Raw genomic sequence first — 17,215 nt, forward strand, 5'->3', positions numbered from 1 at the left:
ACTAGTGCGCGCGGAAACCGACCCTGGCCGTAGGCTGGATGGGTGAGTTCCAGTGAGTTCCCTGTCACGCCGGCAGCCGGCCACGAGAATGTCCGCGAACCCGTGGAAACGGGCTCCCCGGAAGATGACGTGCCCGTACTTCGTGACCCTGTACTGGTCGCCGCGTTCGAGGGATGGAACGACGCCGCCGATGCGAGCAGCGGGGCCGTCGAACACCTCGAGCTGATCTGGGACGCCCAGCCGCTCGCCGAACTCGATTCTGAGGACTATTACGACTACCAGGTAAATCGCCCCTCGGTTCGTCAGGTCGACGGCGTTACCCGAGAGATCGTATGGCCGACCACCCAACTGTCGGTGTGCACGCCTCCCGGCAGTGACCGCGACGTCGTGCTACTTCGCGGAATCGAACCGAACATGCGCTGGCGCAGCTTCTGCGACGACCTGCTCGAGTTGATCGACCGACTCCAGATCAAAACGGTCGTCATCCTCGGCGCCCTGCTCGCTGACACCCCCCACACGCGTCCGGTCCCGGTAACCGGTAGCGCGCACAGCAGCGAAGCCGCTGAAAGGTTCAAACTCGAGCAGACCAGGTACGAGGGGCCGACCGGAATTACCGGAGTGCTCCAGGACGCGTGCGTCCGGGCCGGTGTACCCGCCGTGTCGTTCTGGGCGGCCGTGCCCCATTACGTCTCCCAGCCGCCCAACCCGAAAGCCACCATGGCGTTGCTGCAACGCGTCGAGGAGGTACTCGACATCGAGGTCCCCCTCGGGGAATTGCCCACCCAAGCCGAGGAATGGCAGGAGTCCGTCACAGAGATGACAGCGGACGACGAAGAGATCGGCGACTACGTTCGCTCCCTGGAAGAACGCGGCGACGCAGAAACCGACATCTCGGAGGCCATCTCGAAAATCGACGGTGACGCACTGGCGGCCGAGTTCGAGCGGTACCTCCGCAGACGTGGCGGCCCCGGCACCTTCGGGCTGTGACCGAGCGTTCATCTGGGCCACATCGTTCTTCACTCGAGCGCACGGCGCTCTACGCCGGCGGATTCCTGGGTCCGTTCGGAGGTGGCATCGTCGCCTCGATCCTTCCCGAAATCGGGGACGACCTCGGAGTCAGTACGTCAGCAGCGGCGAGTTCGCTGACCGCGTATCTGTTGCCGTTCGCACTGCTGATGCTGGTGTCAGGCACGCTGGGTGCTCGGTGGGGACAAATGCGAACCGTGCGGATTGCCTATGGCGTCCACTTGATCTCCTCACTGGCTTGCTTTCTGGCTCCCACGTTGCCGCTGTTTCTCGGCGCCCGCGTACTCCAGGGCTGTTCCAATTCGTTCACTACACCGCTGCTGCTGGCTGCGCTCGCCAGCACGACCCCGAGGAAGCATCTCGGTCGCGCGCTCGGGATCTTCGGAGCCTTTCAGGCCGCGGGCCAGTCGAGCGCGCCGCTCGTAGGTGGACTAGCCGCCGAGGTCGACTGGCGGCTGGCATTCCTCGTCATTGCCCTCGTCGCGGCAGTTCTCGGCCTGATCGGTACGCCGAACAGCCCGCCGACCGAGGCCGGTCCCCCGCGCCTTCGTGACGCACTCACTCCATCGGTTCTGAGGATCGGAATGGTCGCCCTACTCGGGTGGGGCGCTCTCGGCGGATTGAGCTTCCTAGTCGCGTTCCGCGCAGAAGACGTCTTCGCACTGAGCCCTACCGAGCGCGGTCTGTTGCTCACCAGCTTCGGCGTGGCCGGCATCCTCACCGCACGCCTGATCGGCGACATCGTCGACAGGATCGGGGCTCGATCGGCGGTCCTTCTCGGCACTACGTGTGGCGCCGTACTCATCGCCGCGACCGGCACCGTACCGCTGCTCGCCGTCGCCGCTGTGGCTTGGTTCATCGCTGGCGCGGCGGGACAATTCGTCCTGGTGGGTGTCAATGCGGCCGCGCTCAGTTCTCCAGGGCCGAATCGAACAGGTGCCGTCTCTGTCGTACAAGCTTTGAGATTCACGGGTTACGCCCTCGCACCGATCACGCTCGCTCCGCTGTATGTGATCTCCCCAGCAGCAAGCTTCCTGGCGCCCGCCTTACTCCTCGCCGTGCTGGCGCCGATACTGATGCCGCGGGACAGCACATCCGCCTGACACTCGCGCCCATTACCGACCTCCCTCCTACGCGAAAACCGCGTCCTTTCCCGCGTTGAGAGCGTTCTGAGGGCTGGTGAAGCCTGAGGTGGACGAACATGCGGAGTTATTGGTCGAGTTGTATGCATGGCGCCGGGTCTTTGTTCGGGTATTTATGGTATTCCGTGTGTGTCCGAATTTAGTAGCAGAGTCCACAGAACCTTCTGCCCAAGATGCGGATGTCCGAACCTCAGAGACACGTCGGTCCTCGGTTACCAGCGATAGCCGCGCTTCCGCGCTCGCTCCCCCCTTCGCGCTCACTCCCCCCCTTTGGGAAACACGCTGGTATCCGCAGCTCCCCTCCATCGCGTTGCGTAGGAGGGGCTGCCGCTACCCTCCCCTGCTGGTTGCTACTTGACAGCTGTAACCCAGCTAACCCGCGTCGCCAGGTCTGCCAGGTCTGCGAGTTCCTCGGGAATCTCCGGGGCCGGTCTGCCGTACTTCTCAGCCAAGTCGAGCGAACTCGCCCCCTCTACCGACCATCCGTGCTCGACCAACCAGCCGGGCGGATCAGCCCGTTCGTCCGAGTAGAACAAATCGAATACGTCCACGTCGCCGAATGGATTGTTGTCACCGAACATGCTCTTGTCGAGGAACTTCTCGCGCAGTGCGGCGAAGCGCTGCATGTCGCCGCCTCCCCCGAAGGCGTCCACGGCGAGGTGGCTACCCGGAGGGGAGAGTTCATCGATCCTGGCGAACAACGCGTCGTGCGCACTGCCCGGAAGATACGGAAGCAGACCTTCCACCGACCACGCCGCAGGCTGGCTGCGGTCGAAACCCGCGGCCTCGAGGGCGGCGGGCCAGTCGTCCCGCAGATCGACCGCCACCGGCCGGCGATCCGCCTTCGGCCGGGCATCGTGCTCGGCGAGGACCTCGCCCTTGAACTCGAGGACCTTCGGTTGATCCACTTCGAACACCGTTGTACCCGGCGGCCAGTCAAGGCGGTACGCGCGCGCATCGAGCCCGGCTGCCAGAATGACCGCCTGCCTCACCCCCAACGCCGCCGCAGAGAGGAAGAAATCGTCGAAGAACTTCGTCCGCATACCCATGAACCCGGCAAAGGGCATATCCGCCAGTGACGCTGGGTCTTTCAACAACGCGATGACATGCGGTTCACCCGACGCCGCGACGAACCACGGCGCGAACTCGTCCTGGATCAACGCATCCGGTCCGATCGACTCGAAAGCCCGGAATGCCGCAACCCCCAGAGCGGTCAACCCGACGCTATCGACGATGCTCCATGTGTCTCCCTCGGTTCGCATCCTTGACCACCTTTACAACCTCGTTGCCGGTTCACTCGCAACCCCGCAGCCTGACCAGACCACATCAGCGCCAGAATTCAGCGAATTCGCCAACATCCCATCGGAATGGTCAACCAGCCAGACTGTCCAAAAGTCTACGCTCGCTCCACGCTCGTTCTCATGGTCGTGGCGCGCGCTCCCTCCCCGACCCGTGCGCTCCGGGTCACCGTTTCACCGCCGTCACCCAGGCCGTTTGCTTCGGCAAGTCGCCTAGTTCCGCGGGAAGCTCCGGAAACGGACTGGCGTATCTCTCCGCCAGGTCAAGGGAACTCGCACTCTGCACCGACCATCCGTGCTCGCTCAACCATGTGGGTGGATGCGCCCGTTCGTCCGAGTAGAACAACTCCGACACGTCGTTGCCGTCGAACAGGCTGCTGTCGAAGAACCTGTCCCCTATCGCCGCAAAGCGCTGTGCGGTGCTGCTGTCGCCGAAGTTGTCCACGGCGAGGTGGCTACCCGGAGGGGAGAGTTCATCGATCCTGGCGAACAACGCGTCGTGCGCACTGCCCGGAAGATACGGAAGCAGACCTTCCACCGACCACGCCGCAGGCTGGCTGCGGTCGAAACCCGCGGCCTCGAGGGCGGCGGGCCAGTCGTCCCGCAGATCGACCGCCACCGGCCGGCGATCCGCCTTCGGCCGGGCATCGTGCTCGGCGAGGACCTCGCCCTTGAACTCGAGGACCTTCGGTTGATCCACTTCGAACACCGTTGTACCCGGCGGCCAGTCAAGGCGATACGCGCGCGCATCGAGCCCGGCTGCCAGAATGACCGCCTGCCTCACCCCCAACGCCGCCGCAGAGAGGAAGAAATCGTCGAAGAACTTCGTCCGCACGCGCATGAACCCGGCAATGGGCATGTGCCGCAGCGACGCCGGGTCGTTCAACAACCCAATGAAGTTCGGTTCACCGGTTGCTTCGACGAAACACAGCGCAAACTCGTCTCGAATCAGCGCATCGGGTCCGCTCGACTCCGCGGCGCGAAGAGCCGCAACTGCCAGCGCGGTCAACCCCACACTGTCGACGATGCTCCACGCATCTCCGCCAGACCTCATCGCTGACCCCCTCTACAACCCCCGCCGCGGGTCCGCTCATACCGATGGCCGACTCAGCGGCAATATCGCAACCTGAACAGGTCAAACCCAGATCAATCAGCGCCGCAATCCAGCGAGTTCGCCGACATCCCTACCAGACAGCCGAGACTATCCACTGCCCGAAAGTCTACGCTCGCCCCGCACCGTGCTGTGCGGGTTACTGTTTCACCGCCGTCACCCAAGATGCCTGCCTCGACAGGTCAGCGAGCTCCCCGGGAAACTCCGGAAACGGCCTGTCGTATCTCTCCGCCAGGTCAAGGGAACTCGCACTCTGCACCGACCATCCGTGCTCGCTCAACCATGTGGGTGGATGCGCCCGTTCGTCCGAGTAGAACAACTCCGACACGTCGAGGTCGCCGAACGGATTCGTGCCGAAGAACTTGTCGGGCATCGCCGCGAACCGCCGTATGGTGCTGCTGTCGCCGAAGTTGTCCATGGCGAGGTGGCTACCCGGGGGAGAGAGTTCGTCGATCCGGCCGAACAATGCATCATGGGCTGCACCCGGAAGAAAGGGCAGGAGCCCTTCGGCTGACCACGCGGCGGGCTGGCTGCGGTCGTAGCCCGCGGCCTCGAGTGCGGCGGGCCAGTCGTCCCGCAGATCGACGGGTACCGCCCGCCGGTCCGCTTTCGGTCGGGCATCGTGCTCGGCGAGGACCTCCGCCTTGAATTCGAGGACCTGCGGTTGATCGACCTCGAACACCGTCGTACCGGCCGGCCAATCGAGTCGATATGCGCGCGCATCGAGCCCGGCTGCCAGGATGACTGCCTGCCTCACCCCCGACGCGACGGCAGAGAGGAAGGAATCGTCGAAGAACTTCGTCCGTAACCCCATGAACCCGGCAAAGGGTATATCCCCCAGCGACGTCGGGTCGGCGAGTAGAGCCGTGAAATGCGACTCGCCTGCCGCCGCGACGAACCACGGCGCGAAGTCATCCCGAACCAACGGATCCGGTTCGCTCGACTCGAGCGCACGGAAGGCCGCAACCGCCAGCGCGGTCAATCCCACACTGTCGACGATGCTCCACGTATCTCCGTCAGACCTCATCGCTGACCACCTTTGCAACTCAACTCTGTCGCGGACTCGCTCGCACCGACGACTGACCAGGCCGAAGAACACTGAGTTCGAACGGATCAACCCAAATAAAAACAGCGCCGCGATCCAGCGAAATCGCCAACGTCTCACCTGACTGCCCACCCAGTCGGTCGAGACGATCCACTTCTCGAAAGTCTACGCTCGCTTCGCTCTTCTTCTCCTGGCCACAGCACGTCACCTTGTTGATCGGCTCCCCCGCGCATATGGGTCGAGACCGCTCAATCGATGTCGTACGAGAGAACGAGCTCGTAGCCGCTGTCGCTGTGTCCCGCGATGGACAGGTCAGCGACCCCGCGCAGGTCGCTCAGACCACCGGTACCCATGCCGGGCAATACCTCCATTCGTACAGACACCGACCCCTGGTCTTGACTGCCGATGTGCTGGAACACACATGTCCCGTCGTACCCCCCCGATCGATCCCGCGAAGCGTTCGACGCCGAGTACCGGCGCGGCGTCGGCCTTGTATGTGATCAGGTAGACCAACGTGCTGATTCCCTCGATCTCCCCTGTGTACGAGTAGTGAACATCTGCTCGAGTTGCACCACGTTTCGGGTAGTAGACGCCACCAGCGGTCGTGCCTTCGCCATCGATGTCGAATGTCACCGATTCCGACCAGGATGCGATGGAGAACTTGCCACTTGCAGTCTGTGAGTAGGGTCATGATTTCCGACCCTAGGCCTGTACACACCGTACGTTCTTGAACATTCGCGACAGTAGGATGGGCGGATGCCGAGAGCGTCGGGACATCCTGAAGCGATCGTCCGCCCAATGGCCGCTGCGCAAGCTTTCGATGTCGAAAGAATTTCTCCGCGAGAGGAATTGGCCGAGTTCGTCGACTACCACTGGCTCGTCAGATGGTCGGTTTCGAAACCACATCAACAGCAAGTGGTGCCACAGCCACGAGTGCATATCGCCGCTGAGGACGGCCAACTGTTGGTGCACGGAGTTTCCCGAAATCCGTTCCATCGAATGCTGACCGAATGCGGGCACGTCCTGGGAACCGCCTTCCACGCCGGAGGATTTCGACCCCTGCTGAAGAGAAGCGTCAGTGCGATTTCGGAAACTGTGCAACCCGGACGCGACCTACTATCCGGTGATGACCGCCCGGTCGGGAACCAGATCCTGGCGGGCACCGAGAGCGCAGAGATGATCGAAGTGTTCGAGCGGTATCTTCTGCTCTCCCATCCCGTCCCCGACCCCACGGGACGGGAGGTCACGGCCTTGGTTGGTGAGTCCCAATGCCGGCGCGACATCGTCCGAGCAGATCAGCTCGCCGCGCACGCCGGCTACAGTCTGCGCACACTGCAACGGCTCTTCTCCGAGTACGTCGGCATCGGTCCGAAGTGGGTGATCCAGAGGTTCCGGATCCTCGACGCCGCAGCCGCCGCGCACTCGGGCGACCCGATCGATTGGTCAGCGCTTGCCTATGAACTGGGATTCAGCGATCAAGCCCACCTGACACGCATTTTAACTCAGGTAGTTGGAACACCACCGGCCAAGTATGTGCGTACCAGCGTCACCCGTTGATCTGCCGGCCGGCAGGAAAGCGAACCGGCTCCCGTCGAATCATCCTCGCAGCTGCGGATTGCTCTGTCCCGCAGCCGCGGTCGGATATCGATGCTGGTTGGAACTGGTGTTTCGAGAGGATGGGTTCAGTCAGAACTGAGCCACTCGGCCGAAGCGAACACAACTGAAACGAATTCTACTTATTCTGCGATTCCGTCACTGACCGACCATGGTAGTGTTACCTGGTGCCGAATCAGGAGAATGCCGAGTTCGCGGGTCGGGAACCGAAGGTGCCGTTTCCCAAGCCGGAGCGCGACATCGACCTCTACCGCAGGTCGATCGCCACACTTCAGGCCGCACTCCCCCCCGGGTGGACGTTGACGGCCGGGAAGTCACGATCCCTCGCCGATGCACCGGAACGGCTGATGGTCGGCTCCCCCAACGGTGAGGTGGCGTCTTTCTCCGTCATCCCCGCACGCGGTGTACTCGCCGGAGACGCCGCTCGCTTCGCGGACGGACTCTCGAACTCCGATCGTGGATTCGTCTGTGCTCGATACCTTTCCGAACCCGTTCGCCGTCAACTCGATGCCAGGGGCCTGTCCTATGCCGATGCGACCGGGAACACCTCGTTGTCCGCTGACCGGCCCGCGATCTGGGTGCGAGACCGCGGGGCGGACGCCGACCCTTGGCGCGGACCCGGCCGGCCGGCCGCTCAGTTGACGGGCGATCCGGCTGCACGCGTTGTGCGGGCACTAGCCGACCATTCCGGTCAATTGACCGTCCCGGAGCTCATCCGGCTGTCCGGGGCCTCCACCGGAGCAACCTATCGAGTCGTCGAGACCCTTGAAGAACGCGATCTCCTCGAACGCCTCCCCCGCGGGCCGATCATCAGTGTGCGGTGGCAACGGATGCTGCGTGAATGGAGCAGCGATGCGAACTTCTGGGACTGCCCCACGGTTGGCTACTTTGTGCCCGAGGGCGTGCCGTCGTTCCTGACAAGGCTGGGAACGCACTCCGACCATCTCTACGCCGTGACGGGCTCACTCGCGGCCGCAGCATTCGCCGAGTACGCACCGGCGCATCAGGTGCAGATCTACGCGGACAACGGAGAGGCTCTCGCCGGCGCACTCGACCTGCGCCCCGTGGACGAGGGCGCCAACGTCCTCATCGCCACTCCCAGATCGGCCGCGGTGTTCGAGCGCACCCTGTTCCGCGACAACGTACGGTTGGTCGCCCCGGCGCAGGCCTTCGCAGATCTTCTCGCGGGAGATGGTCGTTACCCGCAGGAAGCGGAGCACCTTCTCGACTGGCTGACCGAAAACATGACCGAGTGGCGAACACCACTGCAGACCCCGACGCCCTCCTAACCGTCGCCTGCCGCACTCATTTGGTACGAGTTCCCGCAGCGCCGCATCCCCGGCACGCCGCGACGCGTGTCGCACACGAGCGCCCAGACGTCACAAGATGTACATTTCGTACCTCACTGAGTGAGCCGAATAGAGCCCGACCGACGTGGGGATCCGTTCGCACACGAATAGGAGTACTTGGTTGTCTATCGGAGTTGGGCTCAGGGTCGGCACTGCAGTATCGACCGCAGTTGTGGCGTCGAACGATCCGGGGTCACCGGATCCGATCGTCATCGTCAGAGACACCGTCCTTCACATGTGTCCGGACGGTACGGCGATTCTCGGCGGATCCCCGCCGCGCACGAACGGCGAAACCAGCACTGTGTCGGCGTTTCTTCCGAGCGTGGGCGACCCCGTGGGCGTCGAGGTCGGTGAAGGGTCGCGTTTCCGCGCCGAGGACCTGGTTGCCGGTTCGATGCGCTGCCTTCTCAGGGAATGCGAGCCTCTCCCCGACCACGGCGGACGCACCGGCGGTACCCCCGACATCTTTGCCGCATATCCCACCCGGTGGGACTCGGCGACGGTGGCGGCACTGCGTGACGCTCTGGACTACGCCGACATGTCCTATCTCTCGCTCGTTTCGGACGCTGAAGCGGCGGCGGCATGGTTCGAATCCGAGATCGCTGAGCGTCCCGGTCAGCTCGTCGGCATCTACCACGTCGATGACGCCGGTGCCACCGTGTCACTGATCCGCTCAGGTGTCGAGGCGGGCAAGGCGTTCCGCTTCTCCTCGGGAGGGTCCCCCACCGCTCAACTCGCAACCGCACTCGGTGCGTTCGGTTGGCTACCGAGCAACCTCGACGCCGTGGTTGTCACTGGCGACGGACTGATCGCGAGAGATTCCGCAGCAGTACAGGAACTTGCGAACACGGTCAGCGAGAAGTTCGACGTACGTTGCGTCGTCGGCCCCGGGCCGGAGCAGACCGCAGCCCTTGGGGCCGCGATCCGCGCCGCAGGCTTCAACCCGACCACACACAAGATCACTCCTATCGGGCTGCCGCCTTCCTACGAGGTAACCGAGGTGATCGAAGCCGTCGTCGACGCCGGGCTCGAGAACGAGGCTGATTCCGAGGACCACGAGGTGAATCCCACACCATTGACGCCTGTCCAAGCAGCCGCTCCCCCGCAGCTCTCCACCAGCGGGGAGGCCCCCAATTCCGCCGCTTCCTCAGTCGCGCTGCTCGAGGATGCTCCGGCACCCGTCACGGTGCCCGACGAAGACTCCGCCGACGAAGACTCCGCCGACGAAGACTCCGCTGACGATGATCCCGCCCCCGACACAAGTTCTCGGGATTCCTGGCTCATGGCCGCAGCGGTCGGTGTGGTACTCGTACTGGTCGCAATAGCCTTCGTATGGCTCGTCCTTTGATCTCGATCACGAGGCGAAGTCGTTGTCGGGTGTATCGAATGGCTCGACCCGCGTTGATTCAGGCTTTGATTTGCAGGGGTGGTTCGGTAAATAGTGGTGTTCCGTCGCCGACCGATTAATCCACGTTCGGTAGCGCGGACCGGGACTGTGTGCGCCCGCATATCAAGCCGCCGCCTACCCTGTCCCGGTGACCGAATCAGATGCGACCCCCGAGCAGTCGGAAACCGAGTGCTCGAGAGCGGGAGAACCACTCCCCGACCCGTTGGTGCGCGACGATCGGTTGAAGCTGTTCGCCTTTGCCACAGCCGAAAAGCGCATGGAGTACCTGTGGGTGCTTCGCGCCTTCGACCACGCTCGCGCGAACTACGTGGTCTTGCTACACGCCGCAGAGGTGTCCCGGGTTCTCGAACGCATCGCCGACGAACCGGCCGGGCGCCTCTCCCCCGCCGATATCACTCCCCTACTCGAACAACTACACGCGTGGGAGGTTCTCGAACGCAGCTACGACGGCACGCGGGCTGCGACTCTCGCCGAATACCGAAACCGTCATTTCGTCTACCAGTTGAGCCCGGCCGGCTACCAGGTATTCCGCGCCGTCGAGGACGTCCTCTCAGCGCGGCTCGACGACGCATCATTGTCTCGTCTCGCCTTGCCAGATCTGCTGGCAGACATGGAGGACCTCGCAGCGGCCAACCGCGCGGCCGAGAGCGACCTGATCTTCCGCAAGCTCAGCCGACTCGACTCCACACTGTCGGACATGGCAACCAGGGCCGCGCACTTCTACCTCACTCTCGGCGATCTAGTCCGCACCACCGAGATCACGCCCGAGACCTTTCTGTCACACAAGGACGCACTGATCACCCATATGCGCGAGTTCAGTTCCGACCTGTCGCGGTACGCGCCGAAACTCGCCGCGGCAATCAGAAAGGTCGAATCGACCGGAATCGACGAACTCATCCAGCGAGCCTCGTCAAGTGATGAGCGCGTGTTCCTGTCGCCCGCGGAACGAGAAGCCGACTGGCGTGCCCGCTGGGCCGGGCTGACCCAGTGGTTCGTGTCACCCGAATCCGGGCAGAGCGAGTCCGAACGGCTTCGCGAAGGCACCATGAGTGCAATCTCAGCCGTGCTGTCGCTGCTGCGCCGGGTGACGGAAACTCGACGAGGCGGAGTGAGCCGTGAGAGCCAGTTGCGGCACCTTGCCGAATGGTTCGCGGCCACGCCATCCGAGGAGTCGGCGCACGCCCTGTTCCAGGCCGTGTTCGATCTCGGTCGACCGAGGCATCTATCGATGGTGCACCCGGACGCCGACATCATTCCCGATTCGCAGTCCTGGTGGGACGCAACCCCGGTCGAGATCTCCCGCACTCTCGCCGAAACGGGCCGGCCACCTTCTCCCGGTATTCCTGCTCGGGTGCAGCGCAATGATGCAAGCATCCGGCGGCTGCGCGAGGAACAACTCGCTGCACAACGCTCTCGGACCTTCGCTGCCCGCTCCCTCGCGGCGGGTGGAGTATACGAACGGACTCTCGACAACGCCGAAACCGACGTCCTGCTCCGCCTGCTCAATGCCGCCCTCACGGCCGGAGTTCAGGTCAGTGGACGTGTCGGCAGCGCCTCCGGTTCCGAGAACGGGGTCAAGCTCACGCTGAGCCCACACACCGAATCCACAACGGTGCAGACCGCACGTGGGCGCCTGCATCTCGACGGACTGCGGGTGACCGTCCAGTGAGCGTCCACGACATACCGCCGCTCGCGCGCGACTCGTACCAGCGGGCCGCACGGATCATCCTGTCGAATCACTTGGTGACGCAAACATATCCGGATCGCGTCGCTCTGCCACTTCTGCGTCGTTGGGCCACCGAATTACGCGACGATCTATCGGAACTGTTCGGGTATCGCCTCGAGATCACGGAGACGACGGCTCGGTTGTACACGGTGGCCGACCAGCTCGATGCCGGCGCACCGGCCAAGACGGCAACGGGCCGCACGTTCGACCGGTACCGCTACGCCTACCTGGCCCTGACTCTCGCTGCGCTGGGCCGCGCCGGCAATCAGATCACCCTGTCCGAACTCGCGGACCACGTGGCCGCTTCTGCCTCCCACGTGGCCGGGATCGAACTCTCGACCGAACGCGCCGCAGATCGCGATGCATTCGTGGACGCGGTTCGCTGGCTCGAAGTTCGGGGGGCGATCGCCCTCGCCGATGGTGACGCTGGAGGCTGGGCGACCAATCCCGATGCGGGCGAAGCACTTTACGACATCGACCGTTCGGTGGTGATTGCCCTGTTCCGGCCACCGCGCGCCCTCCAGCACCTCCGCTCTGTCCGCGACCTGCTCGCGGGGGCGGACACCGAGGGAGCCGGCGGGGCAGTCGAACGTGTAGCCGACACGAAAGAGGTGGCCCGGCGAGTGCGACGCGCACTCGTGTCGCGGCCCGTCGTGTATGCCAGCGACCTCGACGACGACGAGCGCCTGCAACTCGCGCTACCGCGGACCGCTGCAGACGTGGGGCTGCTGACGGGGCTGGTCCCGGAGCGCCGACGCGAGGGTATCGCCATGATCGACCCGTCGGGACGATTCTCCGACACACGGTTCCCGGGTACCGGGACCGTCGCCCAGGTCGCATTGCTGCTCGCCGGCGAACTGGCAGACCGGGTGCTCGATCCCGACGCACCCAGCGGGGTTCAATTGGCCAAGCCCAAACACCACTGTGCGGCCTTGGCTGCACAACTCGACGGTGCGGTGCCGCTCTCCGGAATCTTCGGCAGTCTTGCCGGGGAGTCCGGTGATGTTCAGTTGCCGCCCGCCGCGTCCGAACCCACTCTGTATCCGTTGGTGGAAGACAGCCGGATCCGCTCGGTCATGACCTCACTCGCCGATCGATACGGCAGAACGTTCGCTGCAGCCTGGCAGACCGACCCGGTAGGCCTCGGAGACGCCGCAGTAGCCCTCCTCGAACGGCTGGGCCTGGTATCCACTGTTCCCGGCGGTGTGCTCGTGCTACCCGCGCTCGCTCGATATCGCGGGGTCGTCGCCCACATCCGGGACCGGACGCCGGAAATCGATCTGTTTCATCATTCGTCCGACGACAGCAAGGATGCCACCGTATGACCAGCGCGCGCTTCAGGCCCACCCGCGCCGGAATCATCAACCTTTGGGATTACCGCGATCAGGAGTTCTCCTTCGCCGACGGCAGACTTGTTCTGCGTGGTCCCAACGGGTCCGGCAAGACCAAGGCGCTCGAAGTGCTCTTCCCCTTCGTTCTCGACGGCCGTATCGAACCGAGGCGACTCAATCCCTTTGCCGGTGAAGAGCGGACGATGAAGTCGAACCTGCTCTATCGCGGACAGGAAAGCGCGTATTCCTACGTGTGGATGGAATTCTGCCGCGGACGGCAAGACGACCCCGAAGCGGTGACCGTCGGGATCGGAATGCGCGCCTCCCGTACTTCGGACAAGGTGACCCGGTGGTACTTCGTCGCCGACGGACGGGTGGGCGTCGATTTCTCCCTCCTCTCCTCCGACGAGCGTCCACTGACGAAGAAGCAACTAGGCGAGCAGATCGGCACAGATTGCCTGACCGATCGGCCGCTGGACTACCGCGCCGCGATCGACGCGCGCATGTTCGGCCTCGGCTCCGAGCGGTACGACCAGTTGATCACGTTGATCCTCACTCTCAGGCGTCCGCAACTGGCGAAGAATCTCGACCCGAAGGGGCTGTCTCAGGCCCTGACCGATGGTTTGCGACCACTCGACGAGCAGCTGGTGCTCGAGGCCGCCCGGTCGTTCAGCGACATGGAGGAGGTGGGGCGCGCGCTCGAGGGACTGGCCACAGCCGATCAGGCCACCAAGAAGTTCGTCGGCGTCTACACCCGATATCTGCGCCAACAGGCGCGCTCGGACGTCGACCAGCTCGCCACGCGACTCGAGGCGGCGGACAGGGGAGCCGCTGCCCTCCATGAGGCAGCGACCGAACAAGCCCGCAGCCAAGAAGCCCGCTCTGCCTCGGAGACTGTTTTCGCCGAGGCAGAGCGGGCACTCGAGCACGCGATCGCCAATCTCGACGCGCTGAAGCGTTCGACCGCATACCAGGGCCGCACGCAGCTCGACGATTTGGTTCAGGTCGTATCGCGGTTGGAGAAGTCCACCGCGCAGCAGGTGGACAAGGCGCGCAAAGCCCTGGCGACGTCGGCCCAGCGCGAAAGCGAGGCCGCTCGGGCCGATGCCACCGTGAAACAGCTCGCGGAGGCACTCGATCGGGCAGAGAGCGATCTACGTCTCGCTGCCGAGGATGCCGGAATTGCCTGGACGCTGCTGCCCGACGGGGTTCGCCCAGACGAGCTGGCTGCCGCGGTGCACAGCCGCGTCGAGGAGCGTCACGACGATGTACAAGCGGTGCGAGCAGCGTTGGTAGCGGTCGAGAAGGCCGGCGCCGAGCGTTCTCGCGCCGACGCCGCGGCGCGACGTGGCCGTGAGCAACTCCGCCTCGCCGAGGCCGCTGTCCTCGAAGCCGAGGCGACAGTGGAGTTGGCGCGCAGCCACTGCTCGGCGGCCCTCCAATCCTGGTGGACCGAGCACTCGGGTTTCGTTGCCTCGGTCGGTGTGAAGTCTGCGGTGTTCGACGCCCTCGACTCCGCTTTGGGGCGCACAGGTGAGGACGACGCGCCCAGACTCGGAGAAGTGTTCGCCGAGCACATCGCTGATGCTGTCGAATCGCTACAGCATCGACGTCGCCAAGCTGACGCCGAGATCGTCGCGGCCACCACGAAAATCGCCGAGTTACACTGCGCCCGTGCACACGTCGAGGCCCACCACGACGACGCTCCCGCCGCCTTCGCCGCCCGCACAGGTTCGAGGGCGGAACTCCCCGGTGCTCCCCTCTGGCGGCTCGTCCGCTTCCACGACGGTACCGACCCCACTGTCGCGGCCGGGATCGAGGCCGCACTGCACGCCGCTAACCTGCTGGACGGCTGGGTATTCGGCGGTACAGGACCTCTCCCGGACGCCGAGTCGGAGCAATATCTTGTGGCGCTGGCGGAACAGGACAGGCCGAGCGGTCGCACACTCGCGGATGTACTGGATGTCGAGCCAGACACTGGAGTACCCGAGGATCGAGTCCGGGCCATTCTCGAGTCGATTTCATGGGTGGAAGACAGTTCCGTGCAGGACGACGCGGACATCTCCGTCAGCCGGGTCGGCGGATATCGGCAAGGTGTGCAACAGGGTTCACACACCAAAACCGAGGCCGAGTACATCGGCACCACCGCCCGCGCACGCAGGCGCGTAGCGAAGATAGCCGAGCTCGATCGTGAGATCCGCGAGGCCGAAGCGGTATCGGCGGCGGCACGGATGGCGGAAGCTGAGGCCGGCGGGGCGCTGAACCGGCTGACCGAGGTGGCCGGAACTCTCCCCCGCATCGCCCCGATCCTTTCCGCGTTTCGGACGGTTACCGAGGCCGCGGGCGTCCTCCGCTCGCGCGCCGAGAACGCTTCGGTGGCGGACCGCGAACTCGATCAGGCCATCGCGGACCTGTCCGAGAAGGAGAAGCAGCTGCGCACCGTCGCGGCCGGGCGCAAGACTCCCTACCTCGCGCGTGATCTCGATTCTCTGGCTGCAGCGATTCGCCATTTCGGGAAGCAGGGCGAGGTCGTGCTGCGACGCCGAAGCGATCATCTCAAGGAGCTCGAACGCTCCCGTGAGGCACGCGATCGGCTAACCGAAGCGCGTGGCAACGCAGAGGAGTTCGCGGAAGAAGCCGCTATCGCCGAGGAGAGTCTGGCAACGCAGATCCAGGGGCTCGAAACGCTCCGAGACAACCTCGGCGCCAGTGCCGAACAGATCGACGCCCAACTCGACGAAGCACACGGCAGAATCGAAGCATGCAAGGAGCAACAAAGAATCGCACGCAAGGCCGACGGCGACGCGATCAGGGCGCTCGGAAAGGCCGAAAGTGCGTATGAGGGTGCAGTGACCGCGCTGCATCTCACGATCACCGAAGCTCAGACCGCCGCGACGCGACTGAAGCCATATGCCCGCCGCGACCTCCTCGAACTACTCGGAATCGAAACCGAGCACCAGTGGCCCACGAGTGCCTCGGCATGGATGCGCTCGGATCAACTCGTGTACCGGATCCAGATGGCGGACGGCGACACCCACGTACTCCCCGCCGAGGTCCTCTCGTTGTATCGCGCCATGAATTCGGTCACCGAGTCGATTCGGGTCACCGAGGCGACCCGCAAGTCCACACGCACCGCATTGAACTCTGCACTGCAGGACTTCGACACAAGCATTGCTGTGGCCGGCCAGGACTACCGCGCGCACTGGGACGACCCGGACGGGCTCACCATCGTTCAGGTGCAAGACGATCAGGGCTGGTCAGCCCTGGGAGATTTCGCCTCCCACATCGCCTCCGCCCGAACCGATCAGGAGCTCCTCCTGACCGAGTCCGAGCGCCGGATCCTCGAGGACGCCCTGCTCACCGGACTCGCCCAGCAGATCCATGAACGCACCATCGATGCCCGCGATCTGATCGCCCGGATGGGAGCGGAGATGCGCAAGCGACGGATGTCCTCAGGCAACACCGTCGGCGTGCACTGGGTGCTCGCGGACAACCTCGACGACGACGCTCGTGCCATCTCGAAACTACTCGACCGCGACGCGTCCGCGCTCGGGCCCGACGACTTGGCCGCCATGCGTGCACATTTCGCGGCGCAGATCCGCACCGCCCGGGCTGCGCACCCTGAGCGTTCGTATCCCGAGATACTCGCCTCTGCCCTGGACTACCGCAAGTGGCGGGTTTTCTCCTTCTCGCTGATCGGCGGTGACGGCAGCGAAGACCGGCTCACGGTTGCCCGGCACAGTGCCCTGTCGGGCGGTGAGCAGTCCGTCTCGCTTCATCTCCCACTCTTCGCCGCGGCCCACGTCATGCTCGACTCGGCCGACCCCCATGCACCCCGTCTACTCGCGTTGGACGAGGCATTCGCGGGCGTCGACGACAATGGCCGTGCAGAACTCCTCGGCCTGAGTGTGCAGTTCGATCTGGACCTGTTCATGACGGGCTATGACCTCTGGATCACATACGCGGGAGTTCCTGGCTGCGCGCACTACGACCTCGCCCACTCGACCGCCGCACACACTGTCAGCGCGACCTTGCTGGTGTGGACGGACAGTGAACTACTCGGCGAACACGACGGTACAGAGCTGGCTAGGGCATTGGGGTCGCCTCTACGCCGGCGAGTCCCGGCCCACGTCGAGGGTGGATTCGAATTCGCGGAGGTGTGAGC

At 64.4% G+C, this 17,215-nt stretch carries 12 protein-coding genes and 1 pseudogene; 8 read left to right on the forward strand and 5 right to left on the reverse strand.

Annotation, left to right across the window (positions count from 1 at the left end; all coding sequences use genetic code 11):
• Positions 1-42 precede the first annotated feature (42 nt).
• Complete coding sequence (locus BFN03_RS08430; protein WP_070378643.1) at positions 43-987, forward strand: PAC2 family protein; 945 nt, start codon at positions 43-45, stop codon at positions 985-987.
• Positions 984-2,129, forward strand: coding sequence for an MFS transporter (locus BFN03_RS08435; protein ID WP_070378644.1), 1,146 nt, complete (start codon positions 984-986; stop codon positions 2,127-2,129). The genes BFN03_RS08430 and BFN03_RS08435 overlap by 4 nt, the downstream gene beginning before the upstream one ends.
• 389 nt (positions 2,130-2,518) lie before the next feature.
• Here the strand turns inward: BFN03_RS08435 and BFN03_RS08440 are convergent, their stop codons facing one another.
• From BFN03_RS08440 to BFN03_RS20805, 5 genes and pseudogenes are all read right to left on the reverse strand, one after another.
• A complete protein-coding gene (locus BFN03_RS08440; protein ID WP_070378645.1) occupies positions 2,519-3,430 on the reverse strand; it encodes a class I SAM-dependent methyltransferase in 912 nt (303 codons plus the stop codon).
• A gap of 202 nt (positions 3,431-3,632) precedes the next feature.
• Positions 3,633-4,520: a class I SAM-dependent methyltransferase gene (locus tag BFN03_RS08445; RefSeq protein ID WP_070378646.1), complete on the reverse strand. Its 888-nt coding sequence runs from the start codon at positions 4,518-4,520 to the stop codon at positions 3,633-3,635.
• A gap of 196 nt (positions 4,521-4,716) precedes the next feature.
• The gene (locus BFN03_RS08450; protein WP_070378647.1) at positions 4,717-5,604 is read right to left on the reverse strand and encodes a class I SAM-dependent methyltransferase; all 888 of its coding nucleotides are present in this window, start codon (positions 5,602-5,604) and stop codon (positions 4,717-4,719) included.
• A 266-nt stretch (positions 5,605-5,870) separates the two neighbouring features.
• On the reverse strand, positions 5,871-6,005 hold the full coding sequence (locus BFN03_RS20800; RefSeq protein ID WP_442971871.1) for a hypothetical protein: 135 nt from the start codon (positions 6,003-6,005) through the stop codon (positions 5,871-5,873).
• 112 nt (positions 6,006-6,117) lie between these two features.
• A pseudogene (locus BFN03_RS20805) lies at positions 6,118-6,255 on the reverse strand (DUF3224 domain-containing protein); the annotation flags it as partial.
• 123 nt (positions 6,256-6,378) lie between these two features.
• Between BFN03_RS20805 and BFN03_RS08460 the strand changes: the two are divergent.
• The 6 genes from BFN03_RS08460 (at position 6,379) to BFN03_RS08485 (ending at position 17,213) form a co-directional block, all read left to right on the forward strand.
• Complete coding sequence (locus BFN03_RS08460; RefSeq protein ID WP_070378648.1) at positions 6,379-7,179, forward strand: helix-turn-helix domain-containing protein; 801 nt, start codon at positions 6,379-6,381, stop codon at positions 7,177-7,179.
• 224 nt (positions 7,180-7,403) lie between these two features.
• Positions 7,404-8,525 carry a helix-turn-helix domain-containing protein gene (locus BFN03_RS08465; RefSeq protein ID WP_070378649.1) on the forward strand — a complete coding sequence of 374 codons (1,122 nt, stop codon included), beginning with the start codon at positions 7,404-7,406 and terminating at the stop codon, positions 8,523-8,525.
• Positions 8,526-8,706: 181 nt separating this feature from the next.
• The gene (locus BFN03_RS08470) at positions 8,707-9,933 is read left to right on the forward strand and encodes a hypothetical protein (RefSeq protein WP_070380737.1); all 1,227 of its coding nucleotides are present in this window, start codon (positions 8,707-8,709) and stop codon (positions 9,931-9,933) included.
• Between the two features lie 280 nt (positions 9,934-10,213).
• Positions 10,214-11,662, forward strand: a complete 1,449-nt coding sequence (locus BFN03_RS08475) for a TIGR02677 family protein (RefSeq protein WP_070380738.1) — start codon at positions 10,214-10,216, stop codon at positions 11,660-11,662.
• Positions 11,659-13,044, forward strand: coding sequence for a TIGR02678 family protein (locus tag BFN03_RS08480; RefSeq protein ID WP_070378650.1), 1,386 nt, complete (start codon positions 11,659-11,661; stop codon positions 13,042-13,044). The genes BFN03_RS08475 and BFN03_RS08480 overlap by 4 nt, the downstream gene beginning before the upstream one ends.
• Positions 13,041-17,213 (forward strand): TIGR02680 family protein, encoded by a 4,173-nt coding sequence (locus BFN03_RS08485; RefSeq protein ID WP_070378651.1) that lies wholly within the window; start codon positions 13,041-13,043, stop codon positions 17,211-17,213. Before BFN03_RS08480 ends, BFN03_RS08485 begins: the two co-directional genes overlap by 4 nt.
• Positions 17,214-17,215 lie beyond the last annotated feature (2 nt).

The organism is Rhodococcus sp. WMMA185 (assembly GCF_001767395.1).
Taxonomy (GTDB): Bacteria; Actinomycetota; Actinomycetes; order Mycobacteriales; family Mycobacteriaceae; genus Rhodococcus_F.

Coding starts and splice junctions, on each gene's coding strand:
- BFN03_RS08440 (WP_070378645.1), bottom strand. CDS start 3,430: ATGCGAACCGAGGGAGACACATGGAGCATCGTCGATAGCGTCGGGTTG.
- BFN03_RS08445 (WP_070378646.1), bottom strand. CDS start 4,520: ATGAGGTCTGGCGGAGATGCGTGGAGCATCGTCGACAGTGTGGGGTTG.
- BFN03_RS08450 (WP_070378647.1), bottom strand. CDS start 5,604: ATGAGGTCTGACGGAGATACGTGGAGCATCGTCGACAGTGTGGGATTG.
- BFN03_RS08460 (WP_070378648.1), top strand. CDS start 6,379: ATGCCGAGAGCGTCGGGACATCCTGAAGCGATCGTCCGCCCAATGGCC.
- BFN03_RS08485 (WP_070378651.1), top strand. CDS start 13,041: ATGACCAGCGCGCGCTTCAGGCCCACCCGCGCCGGAATCATCAACCTT.